This is a genomic window from Methylomonas sp., from assembly GCF_023228165.1.
In the GTDB taxonomy this organism is placed as follows: domain Bacteria; phylum Pseudomonadota; class Gammaproteobacteria; order Methylococcales; family Methylomonadaceae; genus Methylomonas.
Window position 1 is genome coordinate 75,103 of record NZ_JALOBS010000014.1, and the last position, 12,828, is coordinate 87,930.

12 protein-coding genes are annotated in these 12,828 nt (G+C 47.6%); 4 read left to right on the forward strand and 8 right to left on the reverse strand.

Features of this window, described 5'->3' with window-relative positions:
* Positions 1 to 2 precede the first annotated feature (2 nt).
* From M0R33_RS12275 to purE, 6 genes are all read right to left on the reverse strand, one after another.
* Positions 3 to 452, reverse strand: a complete 450-nt coding sequence (locus tag M0R33_RS12275) for an ATP synthase subunit C (RefSeq protein ID WP_292569279.1) — start codon at positions 450 to 452, stop codon at positions 3 to 5.
* Positions 452 to 2,248 carry an ATPase gene (locus M0R33_RS12280; RefSeq protein WP_292569282.1) on the reverse strand — a complete coding sequence of 599 codons (1,797 nt, stop codon included), beginning with the start codon at positions 2,246 to 2,248 and terminating at the stop codon, positions 452 to 454. The genes M0R33_RS12275 and M0R33_RS12280 overlap by 1 nt, the downstream gene beginning before the upstream one ends.
* Entirely contained in the window at positions 2,249 to 2,851 is a 603-nt protein-coding gene (locus M0R33_RS12285; protein WP_292569285.1) for a V-type ATP synthase subunit D, read from the reverse strand.
* On the reverse strand, positions 2,832 to 4,193 hold the full coding sequence (locus M0R33_RS12290) for a V-type ATP synthase subunit B (RefSeq protein WP_292569288.1): 1,362 nt from the start codon (positions 4,191 to 4,193) through the stop codon (positions 2,832 to 2,834). Before M0R33_RS12290 ends, M0R33_RS12285 begins: the two co-directional genes overlap by 20 nt.
* Positions 4,194 to 4,259: 66 nt before the next feature.
* Positions 4,260 to 5,354, reverse strand: a complete 1,095-nt coding sequence (locus tag M0R33_RS12295) for a 5-(carboxyamino)imidazole ribonucleotide synthase (RefSeq protein ID WP_292569291.1) — start codon at positions 5,352 to 5,354, stop codon at positions 4,260 to 4,262.
* The gene (gene purE, locus M0R33_RS12300; RefSeq protein WP_292569294.1) at positions 5,351 to 5,848 is read right to left on the reverse strand and encodes a 5-(carboxyamino)imidazole ribonucleotide mutase; all 498 of its coding nucleotides are present in this window, start codon (positions 5,846 to 5,848) and stop codon (positions 5,351 to 5,353) included. Before purE ends, M0R33_RS12295 begins: the two co-directional genes overlap by 4 nt.
* Positions 5,849 to 6,504: 656 nt before the next feature.
* Between purE and M0R33_RS12305 the strand changes: the two genes are divergently transcribed.
* Both M0R33_RS12305 and M0R33_RS12310 read left to right on the forward strand, forming a co-directional pair.
* Positions 6,505 to 7,500 carry a PEP-CTERM sorting domain-containing protein gene (locus tag M0R33_RS12305; protein ID WP_292569297.1) on the forward strand — a complete coding sequence of 332 codons (996 nt, stop codon included), beginning with the start codon at positions 6,505 to 6,507 and terminating at the stop codon, positions 7,498 to 7,500.
* A gap of 413 nt (positions 7,501 to 7,913) precedes the next feature.
* On the forward strand, positions 7,914 to 8,792 hold the full coding sequence (locus M0R33_RS12310; protein ID WP_292569300.1) for a hypothetical protein: 879 nt from the start codon (positions 7,914 to 7,916) through the stop codon (positions 8,790 to 8,792).
* Between the two features lie 81 nt (positions 8,793 to 8,873).
* On the opposite strand, the gene M0R33_RS12315 is transcribed toward M0R33_RS12310, so the two are convergent.
* On the reverse strand, positions 8,874 to 9,512 hold the full coding sequence (locus tag M0R33_RS12315; protein ID WP_292569304.1) for a response regulator transcription factor: 639 nt from the start codon (positions 9,510 to 9,512) through the stop codon (positions 8,874 to 8,876).
* Entirely contained in the window at positions 9,509 to 11,257 is a 1,749-nt protein-coding gene (locus M0R33_RS12320) for a histidine kinase (RefSeq protein WP_292569306.1), read from the reverse strand. Before M0R33_RS12320 ends, M0R33_RS12315 begins: the two co-directional genes overlap by 4 nt.
* 269 nt (positions 11,258 to 11,526) lie before the next feature.
* Here M0R33_RS12320 and ccmA point away from each other — a divergent pair, with 269 nt between their 5' ends.
* Both ccmA and ccmB read left to right on the forward strand, forming a co-directional pair.
* Positions 11,527 to 12,159 (forward strand): cytochrome c biogenesis heme-transporting ATPase CcmA, encoded by a 633-nt coding sequence (ccmA, locus tag M0R33_RS12325; protein WP_292569309.1) that lies wholly within the window; start codon positions 11,527 to 11,529, stop codon positions 12,157 to 12,159.
* Positions 12,150 to 12,824 (forward strand): heme exporter protein CcmB, encoded by a 675-nt coding sequence (gene ccmB / locus M0R33_RS12330; protein WP_292569312.1) that lies wholly within the window; start codon positions 12,150 to 12,152, stop codon positions 12,822 to 12,824. The genes ccmA and ccmB overlap by 10 nt, the downstream gene beginning before the upstream one ends.
* Positions 12,825 to 12,828 lie beyond the last annotated feature (4 nt).

A 12,828-nucleotide genomic window follows, 5' to 3' on the forward strand; every position in this document is an offset into this window, starting at 1 on the left:
CCTTATACTTTAGGTATGCCGCCGCTAATCACCAGCGCGAAAATAAAGGCAAAAACCGCAAAGCCTTCCACAATAGCGGCCGGCACGATGGATAAGCCAAAAATTTCCGGCTTGGCTTTGGAGGCATGGATAGCCGCCGCGCAACATTGACCCTGATAGACGCCGCTGAACATCAGGGCCAGTCCGGACAATACACCCACCGAAAATAAACCGGCGGCATTATCGATATTCACCGGGCGATTCAGGGTAAACATCACCACGATGCCGAAAATGACCTGCGAAGACGCCATGGCCGACACGCCGATATAACGGCCATGGCCGGTTTCGGTATCCAGCATGGCGCCGATTGCCGCCTGACCGGCAATCGAACAGCCGATTATGCTGCCCACCGCGCCCAATGCCATCGGCGCGTATAATCCGATCCAACCTAAAATAACCAGTAACTCAGCCATTAATCGACTCCTTTTTTGGAAAATGCTTTAAACGGATAACCTTCATCGGAAACGCTCCAATTATAAAATTCGATAAAATTTAAACGCAGCCCATGCACCAGGCCGCTCAGAATACACAGTAACAAATTGAGGGAATGCCCTAATAATAAGATCAGGATACTGAATAACAAACCGGGGCCAGGCATGTCGCGCAAGACCTGTTCGGCCAGATGATTGAATGTCAATGCCAAGGAAGCGCTGGCCAAACCCAAAGCAAACAACCGCATGTAGCTGAGTACATCGCCAAATAATTGAGTGATGCCGATCAGGCTTTTGCAGCCGTCCAGTAATCGCCAGAACCAGTCGCTCCAGCGCCGCACACGCCGCTCGCTGCTGAACAATACCAACAACACGGCGCCTGACACCAATAGGCCTTTCCCCATCATCAAGTAAGATTGCGATTGTTCAGTTTGGGCTAACCACAGACAGAAGCCCCCTGAAACCAAGCCGATCCAACCAATAGGAGCCAGGGCCAGACTGGAGTGACGACGTTGCCAGGCTTTGACCAAATTGGCTAAAGCTATGTGTAACACCCCAATGGCAATCGTCAAATGCATCATGCCGTCGAAGTCATTAAGATCGAACAGTTTGAATCGGCCTAATAAGTTTCCGGTGCCGGGATCATAACCAAAATAGCTGCCGCACAACACACCCCATAGTAACGATAGTCCGATAGTGCTTGCTGCCAACATGCGTAACCGCCGGCCTTTTTTGCTGTTCAAACTATGCCATTTCCAGGCTAAAATCAGCATAAATACCCCGGCGTAACCCGCGTCGGATAAAATGATGGCGAAGAACAGAGAGAAGGAAAAAAATACGATCAGCGACGGGTCCCAGCCTTGATAATCCGGGGTTTGATAAAAATTTACCAAATCTTCCCCCCCGGCGAAAGGGGCTGGATTTTCCAGTAGAGTAGGCGGGTTATCCGCAGCAGACGGCTCTTCAACCAAAAGGGCCAAGCCTAGCTCATCGGCGAACTGAGCATAACGGTCTACTTGCTTTTCCGGCAACCAGGCCTGTAAGGCGAATACGCCAATTTCATCACGAGTAATGGCTTGCGCTTGCTGCAATTCGTCATAATTTTGGCTTTCGGTGAAATGCAAAGTCAACAAGGTGATCCAGCGGGTGTAGGACTCGCGTTGTGCTTGTAAGTCTTCCAGAGCCATTTCCAATTCGCTGGCTTGATCCTGCAGCGTCGATAGCGGTAAAGACCCGGTATGGGTACGCGGCACCGGCAGGGCATTCTCCGGCGGTTCCTGCCCTGAAATTACTACCACATAACTGAACAAATTGTTTTGATAAACGGTTTGCCAAACATATTCGCAGTCTTTCAGTTTCCCCATCAATCGTTTGGGAATGATGTAAAACCAAAAGCATTGACATGACATCAGGTTGTTTTCAGGCAGGGTGAAGTTACCCCAGGGTTTTAACTCCTGAATCCGTTTTAGCAAGGCGTCGTAACGGTCGCTTAATTCGCGGGTTTTACTCTTTAGTTTTAAGACTTGTTCGACGGTGTGATCGATATTGAAGTGTTTATCGTTGGTGACCTGGTGGCGTTTACGCGGACAATCGTTTAGATAACGCAAGGCTTGCAGCAGCAAAGCGGCCTGTTTTTCATTCCGATTTTCCAGATTGGGCGGTAATGGTGTGAGCGGAATCAAGTGTAACTCGCCCAGACTTTGCAATTGCTCCAATACCCGGTTTTTATCCTTGAGTACACCGCAAAAAGTTAATTTCTTTAATTTCACGATAGCCATTTAATCTCCAGGTATTGCGCGTAACTGTTTGGTGATTTTGGCCCGCACCACGTCGGCACGTTCAGCATCGGACAGAAAAATTCTGATTTTGCGGATATTTTGCTGCGTTTTGGGAATTAAAACCTTGTCGAATAGATTCACTTTTTGGGTAACTTTTTTAACCGCCGCATTTAAAAGTTGCAGACGATGATGTTCCACCCGCTGTTGCAATTGCAATTCCAACATAATCCTCAGCTGCACCACCACGTTATCCACCCAATGCGGTTTTAAATACGGCGAATAAGGTTTATTGGCCAGTTCCACCCTTTTCAAAACCGGCAGGTTAACGCCAACGATGTTTTCTTGCTCCAGTTCAACGCTGGCCACTGACACTAAATGATTCAGGTTGATATCGCGATAGGACAGCATCGGCAAAGATTCGGTTACCAGCTGCTGGCATTGCTTGATACGCTGTTGGGTTTTATCCAGTTGCGACCACCCTTTCGCACGTTCGACCACCAGTTTTTGCCGTTTTAATTCCAGTGACGGCAAATATTGTTGGTAGCGCTTGAGCTTGCCGCTCTCCTTGTTAAGCGCTGCTTTGTTAAACGATAGCCTGGCCATGACTTGCCTTAGGAAAATATTTATCGATTAAGGCCTGCTTCATCAGTAATTCATTCTCCGAAAAACATTCCGCCAGGGTTTGCCAACTTAAATCCAAGGCGTCTTCCAGTGGAAGGGCGACATTAATATCCATAAAGCGTGTTCTAAACAGCTTGCCGAATTTCAGCAGTTTTTGATCGTAATCGGATAAATCAAAAGCCATGGCTTGTTTTTGTTCGGCGTCGTTGGCGGCGGCATAAAAACGAATCATGGTATTCATGATCTGGGCATGATCCTCGCGAGTGACCTTGCCTATCACGTGCTGTTTCAAGCGCGACAGTGATCCGAATGGATCCAGCATGCCGTCGTGTAAATAAAACTGACCTTCGGTGATGTAACCGGTGTTGTCCGGAACAGGGTGCGTCACGTCGTTACCGGGCATGGTGGTGACGGTTAATATGGTCACCGACCCGGCGCCTTTATAGTCGCAAGCTTTCTCGTATCGTTTGGCCAATTGCGAATATAAATCGCCCATATAGCCGCGGTTGGAAGGCACGTGCTCCATGGAAATGCCGACTTCCTTCATGGCGTCGGCATAGGCCGTCATATCGGTCATTAATACCAATACCCGTTTGCCTTCTTCCACGGCAAACCGTTCGGCCACCGCTAAGGCCATATCCGGCACCAACAGGCGTTCCACGATGGGGTCCGAAGCCAGATTGCAGTACATGACGGTACGGGCAAACACGCCAGCCTTTTCGAATTGAGAGCGAAAATAATAGAAATCGTCGAAAATCAAACCCAAGCCGGCAAATACCACAATATCGGCATCGGCCTGTATGCCGACGCGGGCCAAAAAGGCGTTGTAAGGTTCGCCAGCAATAGAAAAAATGGGGATTTTCTGGCTTTCCACCAGACAATTAAACACATCGATCATCGGCACCTGAGTGCGGATCATTTTAGACGCTAATACCCGTTTCATCGGGTTGACAGAGGCGCCGGTAATGGTGACTTTAGGATCGGGCTGTAAGTCCGAGCCACCGTCCATCGGTTCGCCTATGCCATTAAATATACGGCCCAGGATGTTGTCCGAATAGGTGACCTGTAGGGCGTGCCCTAAAAAGCGAACCGAAGCCGCCGTGGAAATGCCCCGAGTGCCGGAGAATACCTGCAGGGATACCTTGCTGCCGTCGATTTTGATAACTTGCGCCAAGGATTGAGCACCATTGCCATCCTCGATTTGGGCTAAATCGCCAAATCGGGTGGTAATCTCTTGCTGAGCGGAATGGCTGTCGACATGGACAGTGATGATATTGCCGACGATAGACAAAATGTTGTAATGTCTAATCATGTGTTCAATCATTCATAACTCCATTTAAAGTCAGGCCATATAGCCTGGTGGTTATTCAAGCGATCTCGGATAACAAACTTATGAATTATCGACCCGTTTTGCCATCGCGGAAAGTTTTTCCAGGGTGGTATTAAAGACCTCCGCATCCTCGCATCTAACAGTGGCATGGGCAACTTTACGGCCTTTGCGCGGCATTTTATCGTATAGATGTAAATGGGCGTGACCTAAGTTTAGCAGCTCTTGAGTATTTGGCAGGCCACCAATAAAATTGACCATCGCCGCGTAGCCCAGGGTTTGAGTAGTCCCTAAGGGCAAATCCAAAATAGCCCGCAGATGATTTTCGAACTGACTGGTTTCGGAGCCTTCTATGCTCCAATGTCCGGAATTATGCACGCGTGGCGCGAATTCGTTGGCTAATAATCGGCCATTTACATCGAATAATTCCAGCGCAATGATGCCCACATATTCCAGTTTTTCCAGTAGACGGCGCACGTAGTCTTCAGCCATGGCTTGCTCGGCATCGCCGTGACAGGCCGTGGCGATTCGTAAAATGCCGCCGCTGTGCCGGTTTTCCGATAACGGGTAAAACACGATATCGCCGGACGGGCGGCGGGCGGCGATGATGGAGACTTCACGCCGAAACGGTACAAAACCTTCCACAATGGAGGGAGCGCCTTGCATCGAGTGCCAGGCCGTCTCCAAATCGACCGCGGATTTCAAGACCACTTGCCCTTTGCCGTCATAACCCATGCGCCGGCTCTTCAAAATGGCCGGATAACCTATCTCGGGCATGGCTAGTTGTAAATCCCGCAGACTGTCAATCGCCGCATAGGGTGCGGTGCCTATGCCGATTTCGTTGAAAAAATTCTTTTCCAAAAGGCGGTCTTGAGCGATCGCCAATGCATTGGCGGGCGGATAAACGCTCGTGTGGCTGGCTAAAAACTCGGCCACATGCGCCGGTACGTTTTCAAACTCATAAGTCACCACATCGGCTTTTTCCGCTAATTGTGCCAATAAAGCCGGGTCATCATAAGCACCGTGTAAATGTTCGCTCAAACCCGAGGCGCCGGCATTTTCATCAGGGTCCAGCACGATAAATTTCAGACCTAAAGGATAACCGGCTAAAGCGATCATTCTGGCGAGTTGGCCGCCACCCAAAATGCCGACCTTCATGATTGCACCTGGCGCGGATCGGGATTTGCGGTGACGTTATCAGTCTGTTGTTGGCGGTAAACATCCAGGGCAGGGCGGTATTGCGGATGTTTATTACTGATAATAGATGCGGCCAGCAGAGCGGCATTAATGGCGCCGGCTTTACCAATCGCCAGCGTACCCACGGGAATACCGGCCGGCATTTGCACGATGGATAACAATGAATCCATCCCGTTTAAAGCCTTGGATTGCACCGGCACGCCCAGCACCGGCAGCACCGTTTTGGCGGCGGTCATGCCGGGCAAATGCGCGGCGCCGCCGGCACCGGCGATTATGACTTCCAAACCTTTGCTTTCGGCATTCTCGGCATATTGAAACAGCTTGTCTGGCGTACGGTGCGCCGATACCACTTCAACCTCGTGGGGAATTTCAAGATGCTCTAAGGTTTGCGCAGCATGTTGCATGGTTTCCCAATCGGAAGTGGAACCCATGATGATGCCTATCAATGCGGTCATGCAAAATCTCCGGTGTTATGCATTATTCAAAAGCTCGGGCATTATCGCATAAAAGGAACTTATTCCACCTCGACAAGCGGGGAAGTGATTTCAAATGCGTGGGGGGATGAATATAAAAATAACCCGGCTTGGCTTATCGCCGCAATCTGAGTGCTCAGTATCTTACCTGGAAAAAATAAAACAACCAGCCACTAAAGCGGCTGGGTCCGAATCGGCCTAACAACCCGAAGACGCGTTGACTGAACGGCGCGTGTTCGGGGCGCCCTCTTAAATATTATTGGTTCGGATTGGATTGATAATGATGCCAGCACATAGGATTTGATCATTTCTTCCGCCGTCTGCCCGACTGAGGCGGCGTATCTATACCGACCGCACTTATATGCGAGTTATTTGCCACGGCAAGTTGGCAACTCGTCCTTATTTCAGCTTAGCAACATCCTTCACCGACGCCTAGCCTTGCAGCGGCACAAAACCGTCTTTCGACGCCTATCGGACAAATATATATCTAAAGTTAAACAATATATACCTCTGGTTAAATTGTCTGATTGACATTAGAGATTGATAATTTATGCGAATCTAAAATCACAATATTTATTGTCGTTACCTTATGGGTACTCAACAAACCTAATTTGCATATATTATTCAAGGAGAGTTAGATGCTGAATAAATTTATTCGCGCATTTGTTTTAATATCAGCATCCTGCTGGCTTGGGCCTGCCTTGGCCTCATCTTCCGCTCAGGCAATTATCGATTGGAATGGTATCAGTTTTAAGCTAATCGATTTATCGAATGGACAAAATGCGCCGGTATTAAACTGGATTTCAAAATCCGGTTCGCTAACTTCCTATGCGACATCTATAGCGCCCTACGACTATGATGAAAGCACTAGGAGTAGCTTTGGTTTTAATAAAGATATTGCAACTAATGCTGAAACTGAATTTGCCCAGAGCAATGCTATCCGCAACAATAATTTATTGTCTGCGGATGCGTCAAGCGAGACAGGTAAAACTGCTAATGCAAGCGGCACTAATAATGCCAATTCCAGTGCCGAAAATAGCGGGGTATTTTCATTAAGCGGCGTGGGATGGTTGCTAATTTACATGGATTGGAGTGTGTTTTCTACCGGAGTTTATAGCAATGATGCAGGGTTAGGAATAAATGAATATGCCAGTGCCTCTGTTTCTATTAATGGGTTCTATAATGGAGTGTTTAACTCTGGATCGGCAAACTCAGCGTACAGCACAACTTTCGGTGATTTAAATAATCCAGGCTCAATATCAAAAAATGGCATTTTCAGTATGGGTCTTGTAAACCTGGGAACGGGAACGACCTCCGGCTATATTTCAGCTATTGCCACAGCGTTCGCTTCCAGTAACACATATATCGCCGCATTGGAACAGACGGATTCGACCGATCACGGATCCGCGGGTAACAACACTCATCTGGATGACGAATTAACGTATCAATTGTTAGATATAAGCTCAACAACGCCAGGAATTGATTCGACACCATCATTATCCGAAAATCAGGGCTTAACTAATATTAGCGAACGCGTGGAAAACACGGTTCCGGAACCGACAACATTTGCGTTGATTGGTATCGGTTTAGCTGCAATAGCTACTCGAGCACAAAAACGATATCTACTATTTTGACTATATAAGGATTGGTTCGGACCATTTTAAAAAGTAAATGATAAGCACATTTAAAAATCGGTACCGCAGAAACAGGTTTGTCGGTTTCGGAATTTGCTATTCAATCCTGGCCTAACGATAGCACCGGGATGAGGAGAATTCACGTTTTATTACTCATAACGCTTGCCGCAGATTTACAGATCGATGAAGCAGGCAAGGCGATATCGTAAAAGTTCATGAAAAAACCATCCCTGGTTGCTGGCAATGATATTTGTACAACCAGTATTTTTAAATAATTTTACACCGGCAATATATATCGAAAGTAATATTATTTTATTGCCTTGTCTATATGGAAAATTCGCCTGACAGGCCTGATAATAACTTCGTAAGGCAAATAAATATGATGCTGATTGTATTTTATTGTTAATTTGTCCTTGCAAAATATAATTTATTTTCTAATCGGCATTTTAAAAAGGAATTGTATGAACAAAACATCTGCTGCTCTTTTGGCTGCGGCTATTAGTCTTGGTGGGGTTGATGTTGTATCAGCCTCGTCTTCCGCCCAGGCTATTATTGATTGGGATAATTTAAGCTTTCAACTAATCGATTTATCGGGCGGTATAAATATACCGTTGTTGAATTGGACATCAAAATCCGGCTCGGTAACATCGACCGCTACAAAGGTCGATCCATACGATTTCGACACCAGCAGTAGAACCAGTTACGGGTTTACCAAAACGATTTTCGCCAATGCTGACACCGACTTCACCCAAGGAAATGCCTTGCGCAATAACGTAATCTTGTCCGCGGACGCCTCAAGTCAGGCAGGTTTAACCGACGTATCCGGCTATAACTATGCGAATTCGAGTGCGTCCAATAGCGGCAGCTTTGAGTTAACCGGCAAGGGTTGGTTACTTATTAGTATGAATTGGAGTGTGGCCGCTACCGGAACATACGGCGATTGGGATTCAGGAATGGTCGAATACGCGAATGCTTCAATAGCGATAAACGGCAGTTATGCCGGTCTGTTTAATTCCGGGTCCGCCGCTTCGAGTTATTCCACGCCGGTAGGTTATTGGAATACGGCTACTGCGGATTCGCAAAGCGGTACCTTCAGCATGGCGGTTTTTAACCCAGGCGCAGGTATCATTACAGGTGTTATATCCGCGGCAAGCTCCGCAACCGCATATAGTCGTAATGCCCGCAACAATTTTGATAATCTTGAAGTATCCCCAGTACCGGTACCCGGGGCAATTTGGCTGTTTGCTAGCGGACTGATTGTTTTTTTCGGATCAACGAAGCGTAAATATTAGCCATTTTTCAGTGCGGGGAGGATTTGTAAAGCATTGCCTCCCCCACGAACTCAAATCCAGAAAACCGGGTAATCCGCGACACTACATCAATTTTCTTTCCCTCGCATACACACATAATTCCACTCGATTCTTAACGCCTAATTTTTCGAAAATATTATGTAAATGGACTTTGACTGTTCCCTCGCTGATAAAGCATTGCTCGGCTATTTTCTTATTGCTATAACCATTAGCGACTCGCTTTATCAAATCGATTTCTCGCGTAGTCAATATACGTCTGGTTTGTTGTAAATCCTCTTCTTGGTTTACCCATTTATCAAGCGCACGTAACACCGAGTCTTTTTCCAGCCACTTTCCGCCGGCATGCACTTTTCTGACGCACTCTATTAACAGTTCGGGAGCCGATTCTTTTAAGACCACGCCACTTGCGCCAAATTGAATCGCCGCCAGAACTTCATCTTCATCTACACCGGCGGTAAGCACGACTACCTTGACTGGGTTTTTCTGCTGTTTTAAAGCTCTCAGCACTGCGATGCCATCCATTTTAGGCATGCGCAGATCGAGCAGAACTAGGTCCGGGTTATGTTCGTTAACACTGCGCATGACCGATTCTCCGTTATCGCAGCACTCTAAAACAACGAAGTCCGCCTCGGTAACGAATAATTGTTGCAAGGCGTTCAACACCAGGGGATGGTCGTCGGCCAGAATTAATCTGATTGTCATCGGTTGCGCTCCCTCGGTAAATTTGTTTCCAGCGGGCGCTCGTCATGGCGCTGCTTGCTGGCGTTCAAGGGTAGGCTGATATCCAATTCAGTACCGTTTGGATGGGAATGTATTGTTAAGTTGCCTTGCAACGATAATATCCTTTCCATAATGGTTTTCGGGCCTTGCTTAGTTTTAGTTAATTGCGCCAAATCGTAATCGCCGGTAAAGGGAAAGCCATGTCCGTCGTCGAATACGTGGATATGCAGACATTCCGCGCCGATATGCGTCGATAACTCAACATAACCGGCGTCGGCATGCCGGGCACAATTGATGATGGCTTCGCGAACAATAGGATACACATCGTCCACCCGACTGAGCGGGCAAAGATTCGATTGTTCGGACAATCTGACTTCAAGGCCCCATTGCCGAGATACGGTTTCCGCCAATTCGCGTAAGCGGTCATTTAAGCTGATTTGAAAACGATGTTCCGCTGCGGCCGGTTTTAGTTGTTGGATAAATTGGCGCAGGTTGGACTGTTCCGATCGGATTATTGATTGTAGATTTTCCAAGCCTTGACGGGCGCTATCGGAATTGGACTCCAGTGTTCGGGTAATGGTTTTAACTTGCAAGGCGATACCCGTCAAAGTTTGTAACACGCCATCATGGAGATCCCTAGCCATTTTGATGCGTTCGTCGATGGCGGCCGTCTTTTTTTGCTGCAGATACAATAAAAACTGATCCATTCGTAAAGCCACTTGCTGGGCTGCCAAAATCCCTAAATTAAGATCGTCCAGGCTTTGTTCGGGTTTGTCGAGTAGTAGCAGGTGTCCAACAAATGCTTGGCCATCCAACACCAATCCGATTACGCTTTTAATGTGATACTGTGAAATCAGATCGGGTTGCAAGGGTACAACGGCACGGTACTTGAGACTTTTTGCAGTCACGCAAAGTGTCTTGGCCGGCTGGCCGGCCAAATCATTGCACAGAAAATTACACCCTTTTAATATCTCCGGTACCGCTGTCGGATACACGTTCGGACCGATAGGCTGCATGTCAAAATGATCCTGCGTCAATAATGCCGCGTGTCTGCCAGGCTGTTCGGTTTCTTCCCATAGCATCAACAGTCTTGGCGTTTGCAGCGTTTCCGTGGCGTAACTGAGGGTATCGAAGATAAACGACTCCAAATCGTTATCCTTCGAGTCGAAAGTCGGCCATTCACTCAATTTACCGAGTTCCGTGCGAATATTTTTTTCATAGGTGGTTAAATAAATCAGTAGTAAGGACACTACGATTAGATGCACATTACGAATGATGAAGCGATTCAGTTCCAGTTCGCTGCTGTCCAGCTGCAAATTCAGATCCAAGAAAATGCCGGTACCGCTATATAAACAAAGAAAAGCCAACGCAGACCAAAGAATGCCCGACTTTTGCCACCGTAGCGCGGCAGCAAACAAGGCAAAAATGAAATAGGTAAAAAACGGACTTGAACCGCCGTAAGTGATGGCGATAAGAGCGGTAAAAATGAGTACATCAAAAAAATGAGTCGCAAGGCCAATGTATTTAGTTTGTAATGGAAACAGCTTTAAAATAATCAGCAAAGACCAGGAATAACTTAGATAAAACACCAATATCCATTGGGTTAGCTTTGCGGTTTCTTCCGGCCCTATTGGGTCAAGCCAGCCGGCCAGCCAAGAAAAACTCGCTAAACCCGCGCGACTGAGAATGATAAGGCGCTCAATGCGAATATGCGGCGTCAGAGTCATCGAATTATGAATTAAAGATGCGTAGCCATTCATTATAAGGCTGTTTGAGTCGGGCTATTATTGCGCCTATCAATAATTTTCCATTACGTCGGATTGTGCCGAATTTGCTAGGCAGGGGCTTTCCGCGCGTCCGGGTTATTTGGTATGAGCACCGCTTAGAGGAGCGGCATCTATCGGCAAACTCAAGCAAGCGATTAGCGCGGTTCACCATGCAAGTACATTTTATTGATAAAATGAGCGTCTCTTAATATGGGATTAGATGGAAATTGATGGAATATTCGCATTCAGCTAAGTTGGATATAGCCGAGTTATCGTGTAGTCGCGACGACAGACAGCTGTTTTCAGGCTTGAGTTTTAGCTTACAACGGGGCCAGGTTTTATTGTTGGAGGGTAGTAACGGCAGTGGCAAAACTACATTATTACGGATTTTATGCGGTTTCCGCCCAGCCGATGGCGGCCAAATTTACTGGATTGGTCAGCCGCTGGCGGGTAGCTCGTATTTTGCCGATATGGCTTATGTCGGTCATGCCGATGGCATCAAAAAAGAACTTACGGTGCTGGAAAACCTGCGATTTGCACTGGCATTAAGTCAACCCGGTCATTATTCCATCGAGCAGGCCCTGCAAAAAGTGCAACTGGCCGGGTACGACGACAATTTGGTGCAAACTTTATCCGCCGGGCAAAAACGCCGTTTATCCCTGGCCCGCCTGCTGGTCACACACAATATTTTGTGGATTCTGGACGAGCCTTTTACTTCGCTGGATAAACAAGGTATAGAGCTGATTGAAACTTTAATGGACGACCACGTCAAAAACGGCGGCATGGTGATTTTGACCTCTCATCATGACTTAAGCCTGTCCCATCTCAGTCTGCAACGTATTCATTTGGACTCATGTCTTTAATTCATGCTTTTTTTGCCATTGTTCGTCGGGATTTGTTGTTAGCGTTTCGCCGGCGTGCGGAAGCGGCCAACCCTTTGTTCTTTTTCGTGTTGGTAGTGACTTTATTCCCATTAGCGGTCGGTGCGCAGCCTAATTTATTGCAAGCCATGGCGCCCGGCGTAATTTGGGTATCCGCACTACTGGCGGCTTTATTATCGCTGGACGGCTTGTTTCGCTCAGATTTTGAAGACGGCTCGCTGGAACAGTTGCTGCTCAGTCCGCATCCGTTGTCCGTATTGGTGCTGGGAAAAGTTACCTCCCACTGGCTGGTGACCGGTTTACCGCTGCTATTGGTTGCGCCTTTGCTTGCCGTATTTTTAGGCTTGCCCGAACAAGCCATGCCGACATTATGGCTAACCCTGATTTTGGCGACGCCGTTGTTGAGCCTGATCGGGGCTATCGGCGTCGCCTTGACGGTGGGTTTGCGTCGCGGCGGCATGATATTGTCACTGCTGGTGTTGCCGCTGTACATACCGGTGCTGATTTTTGCCAGCAGCGCCGTCGATAGGGCCGCCAGCGGTCTGCCGGTAACCGCGCAAATCAATATTTTATTAGCCATGTTATTAATGGCATTGGTACTAACCCCGCTGCCTACCGCGGCAGCGCTGAAAATGAGTGTTAATTAACGCC